This is a genomic window from Helicobacter pylori (assembly GCF_014497725.1).
Classification (GTDB): Bacteria; Campylobacterota; Campylobacteria; order Campylobacterales; family Helicobacteraceae; genus Helicobacter; species Helicobacter pylori_DE.
Genome location: NZ_JACTGF010000003.1, coordinates 142,513 through 158,376, shown reverse-complemented (window position 1 = coordinate 158,376; position 15,864 = coordinate 142,513). Strand labels below are relative to the sequence as shown.

The 15,864-nt window shown below is 38.8% G+C and carries 13 protein-coding genes and 2 pseudogenes; 10 read left to right on the top strand and 5 right to left on the bottom strand.

What is annotated here, in order from left to right:
- Positions 1–79: 79 nt before the first annotated feature.
- Positions 80–211, bottom strand: coding sequence for a hypothetical protein (locus H7N69_RS08010; protein ID WP_000114135.1), 132 nt, complete (start codon positions 209–211; stop codon positions 80–82).
- Positions 212–326: 115 nt separating this feature from the next.
- Here H7N69_RS08010 and H7N69_RS04320 point away from each other — a divergent pair, with 115 nt between their 5' ends.
- The 5 genes and pseudogenes from H7N69_RS04320 to H7N69_RS04300 all read left to right on the top strand — a co-directional run bounded on the left by H7N69_RS04320 (position 327) and on the right by H7N69_RS04300 (position 2,373).
- Positions 327–692, top strand: coding sequence for a hypothetical protein (locus H7N69_RS04320; RefSeq protein WP_001134152.1), 366 nt, complete (start codon positions 327–329; stop codon positions 690–692).
- The gene (locus tag H7N69_RS04315; protein ID WP_025446048.1) at positions 673–939 is read left to right on the top strand and encodes an HP0894 family type II toxin-antitoxin system mRNA interferase toxin; all 267 of its coding nucleotides are present in this window, start codon (positions 673–675) and stop codon (positions 937–939) included. Before H7N69_RS04320 ends, H7N69_RS04315 begins: the two co-directional genes overlap by 20 nt.
- A 47-nt stretch (positions 940–986) precedes the next feature.
- Positions 987–1,238, top strand: coding sequence for a hypothetical protein (locus tag H7N69_RS04310; protein ID WP_001134098.1), 252 nt, complete (start codon positions 987–989; stop codon positions 1,236–1,238).
- 572 nt (positions 1,239–1,810) lie between these two features.
- Positions 1,811–2,092, top strand: coding sequence for a jhp0828 family protein (locus tag H7N69_RS04305; protein WP_000917071.1), 282 nt, complete (start codon positions 1,811–1,813; stop codon positions 2,090–2,092).
- Positions 2,093–2,100: 8 nt separating this feature from the next.
- Positions 2,101–2,373, top strand: a pseudogene (locus H7N69_RS04300) (type II toxin-antitoxin system YafQ family toxin).
- Between the two features lie 74 nt (positions 2,374–2,447).
- Here H7N69_RS04300 and H7N69_RS04295 read toward each other — a convergent pair.
- Positions 2,448–2,972 (bottom strand): acyl-CoA thioesterase, encoded by a 525-nt coding sequence (locus H7N69_RS04295; RefSeq protein ID WP_001135624.1) that lies wholly within the window; start codon positions 2,970–2,972, stop codon positions 2,448–2,450.
- Between the two features lie 139 nt (positions 2,973–3,111).
- Here H7N69_RS04295 and H7N69_RS04290 point away from each other — a divergent pair, with 139 nt between their 5' ends.
- The 4 genes and pseudogenes from H7N69_RS04290 (at position 3,112) to H7N69_RS04275 (ending at position 6,899) form a co-directional block, all read left to right on the top strand.
- A complete protein-coding gene (locus H7N69_RS04290; protein ID WP_187884904.1) occupies positions 3,112–3,975 on the top strand; it encodes an SDR family oxidoreductase in 864 nt (287 codons plus the stop codon).
- Positions 3,968–4,963: a FecCD family ABC transporter permease gene (locus H7N69_RS04285; protein ID WP_187884903.1), complete on the top strand. Its 996-nt coding sequence runs from the start codon at positions 3,968–3,970 to the stop codon at positions 4,961–4,963. The genes H7N69_RS04290 and H7N69_RS04285 overlap by 8 nt, the downstream gene beginning before the upstream one ends.
- The gene (locus H7N69_RS04280) at positions 4,947–5,714 is read left to right on the top strand and encodes an ABC transporter ATP-binding protein (RefSeq protein ID WP_000242348.1); all 768 of its coding nucleotides are present in this window, start codon (positions 4,947–4,949) and stop codon (positions 5,712–5,714) included. The genes H7N69_RS04285 and H7N69_RS04280 overlap by 17 nt, the downstream gene beginning before the upstream one ends.
- Before the next feature lie 65 nt (positions 5,715–5,779).
- Positions 5,780–6,899: pseudogene (locus tag H7N69_RS04275) on the top strand (glycosyltransferase family 8 protein).
- A gap of 73 nt (positions 6,900–6,972) precedes the next feature.
- Here H7N69_RS04275 and H7N69_RS04270 read toward each other — a convergent pair.
- The 3 genes from H7N69_RS04270 to murJ form a co-directional block, all read right to left on the bottom strand.
- The gene (locus tag H7N69_RS04270; RefSeq protein WP_187884902.1) at positions 6,973–10,845 is read right to left on the bottom strand and encodes a vacuolating cyotoxin family protein; all 3,873 of its coding nucleotides are present in this window, start codon (positions 10,843–10,845) and stop codon (positions 6,973–6,975) included.
- Between the two features lie 223 nt (positions 10,846–11,068).
- Positions 11,069–12,466, bottom strand: a complete 1,398-nt coding sequence (gene cysS / locus H7N69_RS04265) for a cysteine--tRNA ligase (RefSeq protein ID WP_187884901.1) — start codon at positions 12,464–12,466, stop codon at positions 11,069–11,071.
- Positions 12,467–13,927, bottom strand: coding sequence for a murein biosynthesis integral membrane protein MurJ (gene murJ, locus H7N69_RS04260; protein ID WP_187884900.1), 1,461 nt, complete (start codon positions 13,925–13,927; stop codon positions 12,467–12,469). It abuts the gene before it with no gap.
- 90 nt (positions 13,928–14,017) lie between these two features.
- On the opposite strand from murJ, the gene H7N69_RS04255 reads away from it, so the two are divergent.
- On the top strand, positions 14,018–15,862 hold the full coding sequence (locus H7N69_RS04255; RefSeq protein WP_187884899.1) for a hypothetical protein: 1,845 nt from the start codon (positions 14,018–14,020) through the stop codon (positions 15,860–15,862).
- The last annotated feature ends 2 nt before the right edge of the window (positions 15,863–15,864 follow it).

Here is a 15,864-nt window from a genome sequence, read left to right as displayed (position 1 = left end):
CGTTTTTGATGATTAGTTAGTGGGAAACTTGACGCTAATTCAAGCGGTAATCTCTTAAAAAAGCGCTTCTTTAGGGGGGTTAATCTTTTAATCTTTTTTCTTTTAATCTTTTTTCTTTTAATCTTTTTTCTTTTAATCTTTTTTCTTTTAATCTTTTTTCTTTTAATCTTTTTTCTTTTAATCTTTTTTCTTTTAATCTTTTCACTGACATTTCACTGATATTCCACTCTGCTTTTTAATCTTTAAGTTTTATTTTTCTAACCTTTTTAATCTCGCTCTATCGCTTGCGCTATAATGAATTGGTATTTTTAAAAAAAGGGATAAGCATGCCAAACACCACCAACAAAGACTACACAAAATACAGCCAAAGACAGCTTTTTAACCTCATGAATAAAAAAGAACAAGAAATTGAAAAGCTAAAAAGGGATAGGGCGTATCTTGAAAAGAAAATGGCTAAAGAGCTAGAAAAAAAAGATAAAGGTTTCACTATCAAGTTAGAAGAATTGAACAAAATCTTACAAGAGATCAACAAAAGAGCTAATGATTGTTGTTTTGGGCATGAAACCCCAAACATTCAAACGCAACAAGCCATGAGAGAAGCGGATAACAAAGAAACAGATTTGTTCGTTGAGGATTTTTCTAGTTATAGTAATGAGAGAAAAAAGGCTTTAGGTGTTGAAGCTCAACCTTAAAAAATCTTTTCAAAAAGATTTTGATAAATTGCTTTTGAATGGGTTTGATGATAGTGTTTTGAAGGAAGTCATTCTAACCTTGAGAAAGAAAGAACCACTACCCCCACCATTTAAAGATCACGCTTTAAAGGGGATTTGGAAGCCTTATAGAGAATGCCACATTAAGCCTGATATTTTGCTTGTGTATTTAGTGAAAGATGATGAGCTTATTTTGTTAAGGTTAGGCAGTCATAGCGAGCTGTTTTGACTGGGCTGTTATAATGAACTTATCTTAATTTAATAAAAGGGATAAGCATGCCAAACACCACCAAAAAAGATTACACAAAATACAGCCAAAAACAGCTTTTTAATCTCATCAATCAATTAGAGCAAAAAATCAGCCAAGCTTTTGATGATAAAAGAGGTTGTTGTTTGGGGCATGAGATCCCAAACCTTGAAACGCAACAAGCCATGAGAGAAGCGTTAAATGGCGAAAATTTAGAGGTTATTGAAGATTTTTCTGCATGGGCCAATGAAATCAAAAAGGAAGTGAATGCTGAAAATTAAGCACCATATCCTTTTCAAAAAAGATTTTAAAAAACTTATTAAAAAGGGGTAGCCTTGATTAGTGCCTACATTAGCGTTAAAGTTTTGATTTAGCCCTATTTTAATATAGTTTAGCTTGCCATAGTTGGTCGTTATCCCTATCGTGTAGGGCTGGCTTGTTATCTTGGAATTGTTGGTTGAATGGTTCGCTAAAGGATAGCTTGGGCGTGTTAGTGGGGTCTAATGACCTCCACAATTCAACTTGATCAATCAGTTAGAACTTGAGGGAGGCGTTAAGTGGGGTTAATCTCACTCAAATTGATAGTTTAGATGATCTTACAAACGAGCTAAAAAAGAGAAATCAAATAGTAGAGGTTTGAAAAGGCATGTTATAGCGTTTGGTTTAAAGATTGAGATTTAAAAAAAATACGAAAGAACCTTACAAGCCTATGATGATTTAAAGCAAGAATTAGAACCATTGGGGTTTGAAAACACTCAAGGGAGCGTTTATCTAAAAGATCAATAACAAAAAAATTAGAAATGTAATTTAGATATAATGAGGTTATTATGATTGATTGAATTAAGGAGATAAGATGTTAAAAAATGTAGAAATGGGGGCTAATTTTTATAAAGAGCTTGGCAAATTAGAAAAACAATTAGCTAAATATCAAAGTAAAGTTTTAGAAATTAAAACACAAATGAAAGAGATTAAAAAGCGGTATTCTCAAGCTAAGAAAGATGAGAATTTAGCTAGTAAATATATTCCTAATGATGAACTAAAAAAAGATTTATTAGATATTGATAATCCTAATACGACTGAAAACTTTAAGCCTAAGAATGCTAGTGAAATTTGGCAATTCGCTCTTAATTCTTAGGGGCTTGAATGCTAGAAATTGAATTAAAAAAGAAATTCACTAAAGATTTAAAAAAGCATATTTTAAATCAAAAAATTGAGTTAGAAGTTTTTGACTTAGTGGTTGAAAATTTAAAGACCACGCTTTAAGTGGAACATACAAAGGCTGTAGAGAGTGCCACATTAAGCCTGATGTTTTGCTTGTGTATAGAGTGAAAGGCAATGTTTTAACTTTGGTTAGGCTTAGGCAGTCATAGCGAGTTGTTTTGTAAATCGCCCACACAACTTATAACGCTTAAATGAATCGCTCACCAACTACCCCCCCTTTTTTAGGGGTAAAATTCAGGGTTAAAACGCCGCTCACGCTTTTTTATTTTTTAAATATTCTCGTGTTTCCCGCTTTTCAAATACCCTCGTGTGCGCATTTCTTTACGCTTCAAAGCCCCTTCATAACGGCGGATTTCAACCTCTGTTTTAGGCTCGTATTTGGGCATGGGGGTGGGTTTGCCATTTTCTACAGCCACCATCGTGAAATAGCATGAATTCGTGTGCGTGATTTCACGAGTTTTAATATCTTCGCTCAAAACCTTAATCCCCACTTCGCACGAGGTGTTGCCCACATAATTGATGCTGGCTAAAAAAGTGAGCAAATTCCCTACAGGAATGGGGTATTTAAAAGTAACCCCATCCACGCTTAAAGTGACCGTTCCTTTAGCGCAATAACGAGTCGAACACACATAAGCCACTTTATCCAATAAATTCAACAATTCCCCCCCATGCATGACGTTGTTGAAATTAGCGGTTGTAGGCACGACTAAATAGCTCATCAATAATTTAGTGCGATCCGCTGTGTCTATAGTAAAATCAAAATGGCTAGAATGCGATGATTGTATTTGAGGCATTGCTTCTCCTTAATTAAAATTGGTGTTAAAAACGTTTTTTGTAAAAAACATTCCAAGAACTATATATTAGTAAAAATTAAGTAATATTAAGTGAATATTAGAGTGATTAGAAAAATAATAAGAGGGTTAGCGTTAGAGAATGGGCGTTGGAGAGAAAAAAGAAAAAAAAGAAAGCCAAAAGGTGGCGGTTATCACTGGGGCGAGTTCTGGGATTGGGTTGGAGTGTGCGTTAATGCTGTTAGATCAAGGCTATAAGGTCTATGCGCTCTCTAGGCGCGCGACTTTGTGCGTGGCGTTAAACCATGCGTTGTGCGAGAGCATTGATGTTGATGTGAGCGATTCTAACGCTTTGAAAGAAGTGTTTTTAAACATCAGCGCTAAAGAAAAATATTGCGATGTTTTGATCAATTCCGCCGGTTATGGGGTGTTTGGGAGCGTAGAAGACACGCCCATTGAAGAGGTTAAAAAACAATTTGGCGTGAATTTTTTCGCCCTTTGTGAAGTGGTGCAGTTTTGTTTGCCCTTATTAAAAAACAAGCCTTATTCTAAGATTTTTAACCTTTCTTCCATAGCGGGGCGTGTGAGCATGCTCTTTTTAGGCCATTACAGCGCGAGTAAGCATGCCTTAGAGGCTTATAGCGATGCCTTGCGTTTAGAGCTCAAACCCTTTAACGTTCAAGTGTGTTTGATTGAGCCAGGCCCGGTGAAAAGCAACTGGGAAAAAACCGCTTTTTCAGTTGAGAATTTTGAGAATGAAAACAGCCTTTATGCCTTAGAGGTGGATGCGGCTAAAACTTTTTATGCGAGCGTGTATCAAAAAGCCCTAAGCACTAAAGAAGTGGCGCAAAAAATCGTTTTTCTTAGCATGAGTCAAAAAATCAAGGCCCGTTATTTGATCGGCTTAAAAACCCAATTATTGCTAGCGTTGTATCGAATCCTCCCGAGTAGTTGGTATGATTCTTTATTTAGATTAGTTGTTCTTAAAAGGAAGCGTGATGCTTAAAACCTATCATATCGCCTTAGCTTGCGTGATTTTAGCGGTGGTGGTGCTGTTGTTTGGAGGGGAGTCCTTGAGTTTGGAAGAATGGCAAGAAGTGTGCCTGAATGTGAAAAACCACTTTTTGCACAATGAAGAGCTGAGCTCTTTAAGTGTTATTATTTTAGAAATACGATTACCACGAGTGATTTTAGCGCTCTTAGTGGGGGCGAGTTTGTCCGGGAGTGGGGTGGTGATGCAAACGATTTTTAGAAACCCCTTAGTCGATCCCTTTTTACTAGGGATTTCTAGCGGAGCGATGCTAGGCGTGGCGATGGCGATAGCGGTGGTGGAGTCTAATATTGCGATTTTAGCGTTTTTTGGGGCGATTTTGGCCAGTCTTGCTGTTTTGGCGATGAATAGGGTTTTAGGCAATTCCGTCCTTTCGTTGGTGCTTTCAGGGGTGGTGTTGAGCGCGTTTTTAAGCGCTTTAGCTGGAGCGATCAAATTCTTTGTGATCCCCCAAAAAGCGCAAGCGATTGTCGTGTGGCTTTTAGGGAGCTTGTCTTTAAGCAGTTATAAGGATTGTTTGATCGCTTTCATAGGGCTATCTTTGGGCTTTATCCCGCTTTTTTTGTTAAGGTGGCGTATTAATTTATTGAGCTTGAGCGATGCGCAAAGTTTGAGCTTGGGGATTAACCCGGTGTTATTGCGATCGCTTTGTTTGGTGTGTGTGAGCGTTGCGAGCGCTTTAGCGGTGAGCGTGTCCGGCACGATCGGCTGGATTGGGTTAGTGATCCCGCATGTGGCTAGGTTGTTTTTTGGGGCGAATTTGCAAAAACTGCTTTTAAGCTCTTTGTTAATGGGAGCGTTTTTCTTGCTTTTAGCGGATGTGGTGGCTAAAACCATTACCCCCTATGATTTACCGGTAGGCATTGCGACAAGCGTTTTAGGAGCGCCTTTTTTCTTGTGGCTTTTATTCAGGACTAGGGGGTGTGATGGTCTTAGAAGTTAAAAACCTGTCCTTTAAATATTCTCAAAAACTCATTTTAGACAAGTTGAGTTTTAGCGTGCCAAAAAACAGCATCACCAGCATTTTAGCGCCTAATGGCTCGGGTAAAACCACGCTTTTAAAATGCCTTTTAGGGCTTTTAAAGCCTTTAGAAGAAACCGAAATCAAAGCGTGTAACAAGGATATTTTACCCTTAAAGCCTTATGAAAAAGCCAAACTAATTGCTTATATCCCCCAAGTGGAATATTATGCGTTTAATTTCAGCGTGTTGGATTTTGTCTTAATGGGGAAAGCGACGCATTTGAATCTATTCGCTATGCCTAAAGCCAAGCACATTAAAGAAGCGACTAGCGTTTTAGAGCGCTTGGATTTAGAGTCCTTAAAAGATCAAGGCATTAACGATTTGTCCGGGGGTCAAAGGCAAATGGTGCTTTTAGCCAGAAGTTTGTTGCAAAGAACGCCCTTATTGTTATTAGATGAGCCTACGAGCGCGTTAGATTTAAAAAACCAAGCCCTTTTTTTTGATGCGATTAAAGATGAGATGAAAAAACGAGAATTGAGCGTTTTAGTCAATATCCATGATCCCAATTTGGTTGCCAGGCACTCCACGCATGTGGTCATGCTCAAAGATAAAAAACTTTTTTTGCAAGCTTCCACGCCAATCGCTATGACTTCACACAATTTAAGCGCGCTCTATGACACGCCCCTAGAAGCGATCTGGCATGATGATAAGCTTGTGGTGTATGCGTTGTAGGGGTTGAAAATAGGGGATTTTGAGTTATAATGTTTCGTTTATTTTTATTTTCAAGGAGTTTATATATGAAAATTAGCGCATCTGTTACCCCCCCCCCCCTCATTTCAAACTATCCCTATAATAGTAGCTTTTGACAATAATTATTGCATCCCTGCGGGTGTGAGTTTATACTCCATGCTTCTTAACGCGAAGCGAGAAAGAGATGGGGTAAAACTCTTTTATCAAATCCATTGTTTAGTGGATAATTTGAGCACTGACAATATAGAAAAATTAAAGCGAACTATAGCCCCCTTTAGCGCATTTTCTGGTATTGAATTTTGTGATATTTCAAAGAATGACGCTTACCCTTTTAAATTGGCTTCTCAACTTTTCTTAAGACTCAATCCTTTCGCTAAAAAGCGTTTTTCTAAAATGATTTTATGCCGTTTGTTGCTAGCGAGTATTTTTTCTCAATATGAAAAAATAATCATGTTTGATGTGGATACCTTGTTCGTGGGCGATATTAGCGAGAGCTTTTTTATCCCTATGAATGGAGCGTATTTTGGAGCGACCAAAGAAAATCTCTCATTGATTGGCATTCATAGCGCTAATGATTTGTTTGTATCTCGGCTTAATTGGTCTAGGGGAATGGGTGTCAAACTCAATCATAAAAGCCTGAGCTTTCAAGAAGTGGAAATTTTATATGAAAACCCTTTTAATGCAGGTTTTATGCTGGTCAATTTGGCGTTGTGGAGAGAGAGTCATTTGGAAGAAAAGCTGATTGATTTTTTTAAAACAAGAGATGAAGGGCTGTTGTTGCCAGAGCAAGATTTATTTGTGCTTGTTTGTCAAGGGCGTATTTTAGAAATGCCTTGCAAGTATAATGTCCATCCACGCATGGTTGGGACGAGAATGATACCTAAAAAATCTGATGCTTGCATGTTGCATTTTTATGCTGATGAAAAGCCTTGGAAGCATTTTGGCTACCCGTATTCTAAAGAATGGCACCAAGTCGCTTTTAAAACTTCTTTTGATTCTTTGGTTTTTGAGGATTTAGTGGGTAAAATTGAAACTTTTACTGAACTCAATAATCACAACAAAAAGAGTTTTTTTGAATTTTTAAACACCAGGCTGAATAAAAAATTTCTTATACAATACATTTTGTTTAAGATTTTTAAAAAGCTAGAGTCTTTTTGTTTGCGTTAGCGGAGTTTGTTAGCGGAGTTCATGTAAAACTCCCTAATAACCCCATGCCAAAAGCATGGGTTTTAGAATGGTATTAGAAACTATACCTCATTCCTAAATTGGAAGCGAAATGGCCTATATTGGAAATCAAATTGTGCAAATAAACAACGCCCAAATTCAAAAACACTTCTTTAGCCAATTGCAATTCCCCACCCATCATCGCTCTTGCATAGGTGCTTAAAGGACTGCGAGCGGCATTGATTTTAAAGGTGTTTAAAGATGCTACATCATTCGATCCAAAGTGAGCGAACTCTTGTAAAACTCCCGCATGCAAATAGAAGTATGAAGTGTCCCCATAATAATAACGTGCTTCCACATTGGCGTTAGCGTTGAATAAATGCTGACTGCTCGCGCCATTTTTTAAAGCCACTTGTGATTGGCTGTTGCTTTTAAAGTTGGTTGAACCAAAATGGTTATAGCTCACGCCCACGCTTGGTTTTAATACTAAAGCGTTCCTAAAAAACGCAAAGTCATAACCATAGCTCGCTCTTGCTGTGGCGCTATAGGCTAAGTAATTATAGCTTTGATTCAAATCTTGCAATAGAGCGCTTTTGAAATTCAAGCTTGATTGATCGCTCCCTAGCGCCCCTTGAGCTTCAAAGTCAAATTCATGCTGGTTAGCAAAAATACGGCTATACACGCCAAAATTAGTGTTATTGGCCCCAGAGTTAAGAGAGTTCGCTTGATTACTAAAAGAGCTATAACCATAGCTTCCAAAACCGCCCACAATGGCTTCCACATTCCCATTAAGGTAAGCGTCTACGCCGGCGCTTGTGCCATATAATGAAGCGTTAGAGCCATTATTCAAGCTCGCTCCCCCAATAGCGTTAGCCCAAACATTGGTGGGTTTTTCATATTTAGGGGCAAATTGATACAACACTTCTGCCGCGCTCTCTAAAGAAGCGAATCTTTGGCCTTTTAAAGCTTGTAAGCGTTGAGCGAACGAGTTAATATTGTTGGTGTGTCTCCTGGAGAGATTGACTAAACGAGAATTTAAAATCATCGCATTGCTCAAGCTCAAGGTTTGTAAGCCGCTTTGTTTATGCTCTAAACTGGCTATGTTGTTTAAAGTGGTAGTGGCCGCATTCAATTGCTTGGTGATTTCACCGGTGCTTGTGTTATCAATCATTTGTCTGGCGTAACCCGCATCATGGCTATCAATCAATAAGGTTTGTAAGAGATCCCTGCCTTGCGCGCCTGAATGAGTATAAAGCGTGTCAATATCCTTAGAGCGGTTAGCTAATTCAAACACGCTTTCAATGGTGCCAAAATCATGCTGATTGATAGCGACTAAATTAGGAGTGGCGCTGTGAGCGAAAGGAGCGTTCTTCACGAGAGCGTAGTTAGCAGAACGCGCATTATTAGTGGTGTTTGTGGGTAAGTTGGTGGTATTGCCACCATTCTCAGTAGGCGTAGAATTGCCTAAATAATACACCGAAATTTTAGAGCCGTTAGCCGTTTTACTGATGCCTATATTTTTCCATGCCTTACCGATAAGATACTTGTAATTGTCAGGGTTGTTCACCATGCTTTGATTGCCGATAGCCATACCGCATGCTTTAATGTCATCAGTATTTCGCACCACACAAGTATCCATGCGGTTATTGTTGTTATAAAGGGCTAGGCGCTCTTTGAATTGCTCTTCTAGATTAACATTACTAATGCCATTGGTACCTGTAGAAACATTGCCATAACCAATGATTTTCGCTTTCAATAAAACATGCTCTGTATTTTTAATGAGATCTTGAGCGCTGTTAATCTTGATGAGCGGTTTGTAAAATCCGGTCGCACTGTCTATATCATTATTAAACATCATAGCTGCTGCATTGCCTACGCTTAAGGTTGCCACTTTCCCACCTCGGACCAGATAGTTGATAGTGCCTTGATTGTTGATAAAATCCCCCTGAATGGTTAAATTTGAAAATTGACTATAGTCCATGACCGCATTTTGACCCAGGGTTAGATTATTAAACATGAGCTTTGATGTGCCCCAAGGGTTTTCTGGGGTTGAAGAAGCGAATTTTTTGGTGATTTCAACATTTTTAATATTCCTAGCGTCAAAATAATTCCAAGGGCTATAGTAAAACTCATCTATAACCAATTTTTCGCCGCCTTTAAATTTAACACCCCCAGAAAAGATTGACCTAGTGCCAGTTTCCAAACGCACGGTATTGATGCGCGATTGACTGCCTATATCTTCGCTAAAATGAGTGTATTCCCCCACACTCACCCCATTGGTCTTAACCAACAATTCATTAATGTTGAAGTTTTTAACGGCCACATTAGTGGAAGCCGTAATGAGCTTGTTGATATTGACCTTACCTGTAACACCACTAAAATCTAAGGTGTTGAAACCACCATTACCCGTATCAATACCTTTAAAATTAGCTGTATGAGCATCCACCTTTAAATTCACAAATCTTCCCAAACTAATATCGTTATTAAAAGTGGCTGTGCCGTTTTTGGTATCCGTACCAGCCTTAAACTCAAAATTCGCGTTTGATCCTGCCAAAGCATAACCACCCACTTGATTATTCACTCTTAAAGGCCCATCAACGGTGATATTCCCGGTTAGATTTTCCACTAAAAGAGAGCGCCCGCTCGCTTGATTGGACAGATTGACACCGCCTTTGCCGATATGCAAATGAGCCGCATTGGTGGTAAGAGAAGCTTTATACCCTCCCACTTTAATCGTGCCATCAGCGTTAGTGTTGATGCGGTTGATATTGACAACCGTGTCTTTGCCACCCGCAAAAGGCCCATCAATGACTTGCGTGGGTTGAATTTCTGTTTTTTGCGCACTATTGGGTGGGTTAATGACCTGAGTGTTACTATTGTTTTGAGCGCTGTTTTGTTGGTTGTTGTTAGCATTATTTTGCGTGGTGTTACTAGGTTTATCCTTAGGTTTATCCTTATAACCGCCTTCTGGAGGGGCGATAATGTTTAGCCCCGCACTTTGCCACAAATCCAGTGTGCCAATATGAGTCTTGTTACTAGCGATAATGCCTGCTTGAGCGGCGTTGTGATCGCCCACAGTGAGATGGTTAAAATCCACTTCCCCTGTTACTTTTGAAGTGTTTATCGTGCTGTATGAAGGGGCCAGATACGCTCCCACATATTGCAAACGGCCCATCCACACATTACCCATTAATTTAACGCTGTTTGAAGCCAAATTGAGCGTGGCGCCATCATAAAGAGAAATTTCAGCGTTTTTACTGCTAGTGATCCCTTCTGAAGCTTGCAAAGTCAAAACCGTAGAGCTGGCTTTCCTCCCGGCTCCAGAACCCACACGATTATTGATTTCTACAAAATTATCAATTGAAATATTTTTAGCGTTGAAATCCACTCTCGTGGTGCGATCAGCACTATCCTTAAAGCTTGTGAAAGAATTGCCATTGAATTGGCCCAAGCGCAAAGTGGCTTTTTGCATATTCACGTCTAAATCCCCACCAGTAAAGTTTCTAAGCCCTGAGAGGTTATAAGTCCCTACAGCGTCTTTCATATCCACTTCAAGCTTGTTCTGTTGCCCGCCTTTGACCCAATAATGCGTAGCGGCATTCCCCCAGTCCCAACCTCCATCAATCTTACTGGATAAAAGGGATTGGTATAAGTCGTATTCCTTGTTAGGGAATTCATTAAAGCCTTTTCCTGCTTGAATGCGCCAAACTTTATCGGGTTTGTCTGGGGTTTTATTCGCTTCTTCGGCTTGTTTGAGTCCCCAACTAAGAAGCCCTGAGACCGTTCCTACAGCGGTGCCTGTAGCGATACCCCCAACAATGGCTGGAATGATCACGGTCGTGAAAAAGGCGGCATGACTCTCTTGCGGTATGGCACTAATCAACGCTCCTGCTAAAACAAGAGAAACTAAAGGGCGATTCATTTTGCGGTGTGTTTGTTGTATTTCCATTTTCTTCCTTTCTTTTTGTAAAACGATTTTTGCACAAAGGGTGCGACTTTAGACTAGAAAATTTCTGTTGCACTTACGATTAAGGTTATAAATATGTAGTATCTATAACCAATGTTAAACTTTTATCAAATTAAGGTAAATAAACATAAAACTTAACAAGATTAAAAAGCAATATTGCTAGAATTTGTGGCTAGAATGTGTAAATAGGTAAAATTTGAAAAGCTTAAAAAAGCTTCTCCCAAATCGTGCCTTGTGGGGTGTCCATCAAAGCGATTTTTTGTTGTAAAAGCTCTTCTCTGATGCTATCGGCTTTTAAAAAATCTTTTTGTTCTTTGGCGCGTTTCCTTTCTTCTATTTTGCTTTCAATTTCTTGTTTTTCACTTTCGCTCACGCCCAATTGGAAATACGCGTTAGGGTCTTTAAAACCGATGCCAAGCAGTTCTTCTATGAATTTCAAATTCGCTAAAATTTCGCCTTTCAAAGCCTTGTTTTTAGGGTTTTGATCCAGTTTTTCATTCGTAGAAGAAAGCATGCTTTCTAAAACGCTCAACGCTTTAGAAACGTTTAAATCATCTTGCATGCATTCTAACATTTCTTTTTTAAAGTTTGGATTTATTCCTCCCAAAGTCCCTAAAACGCGCTGTTTCAAACGATAGATTTTATCCAAGCGTTTTTTACTCATTAACAAGTCTTCTTCATTGAAATTCAAAACAGAGCGATAATGCACCCCCAATAAATAATTGCGTAAAATCTCGCCATCATAGTTTTTGAGGGCGTCTTTTATGAAAAAGCTATTCCCTAAACTTTTAGACATTTTTTCGTTATTGATATTCACAAAGCCGTTATGCATCCAGTATTTAGCGATCTCCACGCCAAAGGCGCAACGGGTTTGGCACGCTTCATTTTCATGGTGGGGGAATAACAAATCCGCTCCGCCTGCATGAATATCAATTTGATAAGGGGCGTTAGCGAGCGCTAAAGTTTCAAAAACCATGCTAGAGCATTCTATATGCCAACCAGGGCGCCCTTTGCCTAAAGGGCTATCAAAGCCCACATCATTATCCCCCTTATAGCTTTTCCATAACACAAAATCCTGCTCAAGCCGTTTTTCTTGCACCAAACCAATACGGCCAAATTCCACGCTGCTATTATGCATGCTCAAAGAGCCGTAATCTTTATCCTTGCTCGTGTCTAAATAAATATCCCCATTAGAGACCTGATAAGCGAAATTTTTTTCTAAAAGCGTTTCAATCATGCCCACCATAGCGTCTAAATACTCGCTCGCTTTAGGCTCTAGGCTGGGTTGTTTCACATTCAAAGCGTTCAAATCCCTCGTGTAAGATTCAATATAAATACTGCTTAATTCTTGAATGCTTTTGTTTTCTTTTAGGGCTTTGTTGATGATTTTATCATCAATATCCGTGAAATTCCTTACTAGCATCACTTCATAGCCGCTCAATTCAAGCGTGCGCCTTAATAAATCAAAGGCAATCGCGCTCCTGGCATGCCCTAAGTGAGCGTCATCATACACCGTAGGCCCGCACACATAAATATTCGCCTTTTTTTCAACTAAAGGCTCAAAAGGGACTTTTTGCTTTAATTTGGTATCATAAATGAACATTTAAAAACCTTGAAAATAATAAAATAAATATAAATGTGTAACCCACGATTTGAACGCTAAGAGTAATAAGATTTCCACGCAAGCGAGGAAAAGGATTACAAGCCATGATTTTAAATTCTTGATTATACCCAAGAATGATTGAAAGCCAAACGCTTTTATCGTTAAAACAAATAAAAATAACCCGCTCAAACTATTCGCTAACGCTAAGCCTAAAACCCCTAACAAAGGCATTAAACTCAAAGAAGCCACCAAACCTAAAAAAAGCGAAATTAAAGAGATTTTAGCCGCTTTTTTTTGCTCTAACTTCGCATAAAGCCACAAAGAAAAGAGTTTGGTTAGCCCAAAAGGGAGCAAGCCTAAAAGATAGAGCGAAAAGACTTGCGAAGTGATTAAGGTGTCTTTAGGGCTAAACTGCCCCCTTTCAAATAAAAGCTCGGTGATTTCTTGACTTAGCATGATCCCCCCAATGCTGCAAAGAAGCAAAACCCCCACCAAGAAAAACCACGCCTTTTGCAAGCGTTGTAAGACTAAATCCTGCTGATTGTTTTTAAGCGCGATCGCAATGCTGGGGAAAAGAGCTGTGGAGATAGCGATAGCAAATAAGGCTAAGGGGAGCTGGAAGACTCTGTTAGCGTAATACAAATAAGACACGCTCCCGCTCGCTAAAAAAGAGGCTATCGTGGTGTCTAAAAAAGAAGCGATCTGAGTGCTGGAATTGCCTAAAACGCTGGGGAAGAATTGCTTGAAAAACGCTTTTAGATCCCTTTTAGCCCTTTTAGAGCGGTATTCTTTTTTGAGTGCGTTTTTGGTCTTAAAGCTCAACAACCCCTTAAATAATAAATTCAATAAGCCTAATTTTATTAAAGGATAAAAATGCAATAAAATTTGAGCCACGCCCCCTAAAAGCACGCCATAGCTCAAATAATACAACGCTTCTAAATGCGTTTTTTCTTTAGAAATAAAAAGGGCTGAAATCATGCATAAATTGAGTAAGCTTGCGCTATAAGCGCTGGCAAAAAAGCTGTGTTTGTATTGCAAGAGTGCGCCTAAAAAAGTGGTGATAAACACCAATAAAAGATACCAAAAATTGATCGCTACAATAGGGGCGCATAGTTTGAGCGTTTCTTCATCAAAGCCGTAAGCTAGGAGTTTAGCTAGCCATAAGGGATTGAGAGCCACCAACAAGCACCACATGAATAAAACGCCACAAAAAATAAGCCCCACCAAACCCGCAAAACTCCCCTTAATGGAACTTCGTATGAAGCTTGGTAAAAAGCTTTGAGAAAAAGATCCCTCCGCAAAAATACGCCTGAATAGATTAGGCAATTTGAAAGCCACAAAGAAAATATCGCTATACACCCCAGCCCCTAGAATATTGGCCATCATCAAATCCCGTAAAAAGCCAAAAATCCTAGAGCATAAAATCCCTAAGCTGTTGGTTAAAAATATTTTTTTTAGCATATCAGTCGCAGTTATTACCTAATTTTCAGTGTTTTTTTGTTAGCATATTCCTTTTTCTAAATCTTTATAATACCATTTAAGGATTAAAAAATGAGCTTGGAGCGTTTTGCCCCTATAAAAGTTGAGCGGTGCAAAGACATTCAAAAAGAATTAAAAAAAGCGGCCGCTGAAAATAAATTACAAACAGAAGATCTGTGGTTTGAGATTTTAAAAACTTCTATTTTTATCAAAAACAGCGCTAAAGACGATTTTAGCGAGGCTTTTGGTGGGGAATTGCAGCAATTAGAAGAAGAGGAATACTATGAAAAAAAAGAGCTAACCCTCTATCAAACCCACGACATTAAAATCAAATCAAACGCTTACAAACGCTTTTTTGAAGTGGAGGTGGATGAAGATTTAAGCAAAATAGAAATTATTTTAGACGAGTGTTTTATTGTCCTAGACACTGAAGAGCATTACCAAGAAATGTTTGCGTATATTAAAGAGCGTTTAGCCTTTCAAGGCGTGGTGTTTCGCCACCTTTCACAAATGTATGAAAATTTAAAAACAGAATTGAGAAAATATCAAAAAGAAGCCCAAAATAAGCGCTTTATTTTATACGCTTCTTTAACCTTTATCCCTAATGTAGAAGAACAATCCCATTTTTTATTAGGAGAAGAATACTTTCCAACCCATACCATTTTTTTAAGCGATCAAGAAGAATCGTTTGTTAAAGAAAATTACTATATCGCTAAAGAAAACCAAAAAGTCGCTTGCGTGAATTGCCCCAAACAAGGCAGAGACGGCCGCAACCTTAAAGGCCTTTATGTTGAATTGCCTAAAGTTGCCCATTCGCCCACCCCCATAGGGCATGACAAAAACGCTTTTGAAGAAAGAGAAGAAAATAACGCTTTAGTGTATTACTCCAAAGCCTTACAAGGGGTTAAAATGGAAAAAGGGCGTTTGGTTTCTAAGCAAAATTTTATCTTTAAAAACGGGATCAAATCCATTGAAGTGCCTAATCTTTTAGGGGGAGTGGAGAGCGGGTTAGTTTTAGAGATTCAAGCTAAAGATGAATTGAGCGATGCGATTGATTCTAACCTCATTTTAGAAGCGAGCGCGATTAACATTAAGGGCAATGTGGGCAAGAATGTGATATTAGTGGCTAAAGAAATCACTATAGAGGGGCAAATCCACCCTGAAAGCTATGTCTATGCCAATAAAGCGCGCATCACTAACCATAAGGGCGTGTGCTACGCTAAAGAGTTTGAGTGCAAGTATTTAGAGCGCGCTAAAGTGTATGCCAATAGCGTTAAAGTGGAAGCGAGCGCAGGGAGCGTGGTCTATGCGAAAGAAATCGCTTTAGAAAAGCTCAAAAGCGATAACAAGCTGTATTTTTCCAAGCAATGTTTGATTGATGAGGTGGATGGCAATGGCAACCGCTTTATTTTTTACGCTTTTGGGGGGCGAGAAAACCAAGAAGAATTGAAGATCGCTAAACAAAAACTCAATGCGTTAGGGGTAAAATCTAAAAAAATCATCGCTCAGCACCAGTCCTTAAACCATTTAGTCAAAAACCATCAAGCCATCATGGAGAAGCTTAAAAACGCCACTGAAGAAATCAAACGCTCTTTAATGCAACAAGAAAGCGTGAAAGACGCTTATAGCGAGTTTATGTTTGCTTTGAAGCGTTTGAAAATCCTAAAAGCTCAAATGCTAGAATTGCAAAAAATCAATAACGAATGTTACGCTAAACTCATCAGCATAGAAAACAGCTTCCAGCATGCAAGCATTACGACTAAAAACCCTTTCAAGCAAGAAAATATCGTGATTTATCATCGCAATTACCCTAAAGTGAGCAACTTGAGCGCTATGTTAAGCCATAATGAAAGCGTGAACGTGATCTATGAAGATCATAAAATCAAAAAAATCCCTAAAAGCGCTATAAAAGGCTAGAG

Excerpts from the sequence above, each read along its gene's own strand:
- H7N69_RS08010 (WP_000114135.1), bottom strand. The coding sequence starts at position 211 with ATGTCAGTGAAAAGATTAAAAGAAAAAAGATTAAAAGAAAAAAGATTA.
- H7N69_RS04320 (WP_001134152.1), top strand. The coding sequence starts at position 327 with ATGCCAAACACCACCAACAAAGACTACACAAAATACAGCCAAAGACAG.
- H7N69_RS04310 (WP_001134098.1), top strand. The coding sequence starts at position 987 with ATGCCAAACACCACCAAAAAAGATTACACAAAATACAGCCAAAAACAG.
- H7N69_RS04305 (WP_000917071.1), top strand. The coding sequence starts at position 1,811 with ATGTTAAAAAATGTAGAAATGGGGGCTAATTTTTATAAAGAGCTTGGC.
- H7N69_RS04295 (WP_001135624.1), bottom strand. The coding sequence starts at position 2,972 with ATGCCTCAAATACAATCATCGCATTCTAGCCATTTTGATTTTACTATA.
- H7N69_RS04290 (WP_187884904.1), top strand. The coding sequence starts at position 3,112 with ATGGGCGTTGGAGAGAAAAAAGAAAAAAAAGAAAGCCAAAAGGTGGCG.
- H7N69_RS04285 (WP_187884903.1), top strand. The coding sequence starts at position 3,968 with ATGCTTAAAACCTATCATATCGCCTTAGCTTGCGTGATTTTAGCGGTG.
- H7N69_RS04280 (WP_000242348.1), top strand. The coding sequence starts at position 4,947 with ATGGTCTTAGAAGTTAAAAACCTGTCCTTTAAATATTCTCAAAAACTC.
- H7N69_RS04270 (WP_187884902.1), bottom strand. The coding sequence starts at position 10,845 with ATGGAAATACAACAAACACACCGCAAAATGAATCGCCCTTTAGTTTCT.
- cysS (WP_187884901.1), bottom strand. The coding sequence starts at position 12,466 with ATGTTCATTTATGATACCAAATTAAAGCAAAAAGTCCCTTTTGAGCCT.
- murJ (WP_187884900.1), bottom strand. The coding sequence starts at position 13,927 with ATGCTAAAAAAAATATTTTTAACCAACAGCTTAGGGATTTTATGCTCT.
- H7N69_RS04255 (WP_187884899.1), top strand. The coding sequence starts at position 14,018 with ATGAGCTTGGAGCGTTTTGCCCCTATAAAAGTTGAGCGGTGCAAAGAC.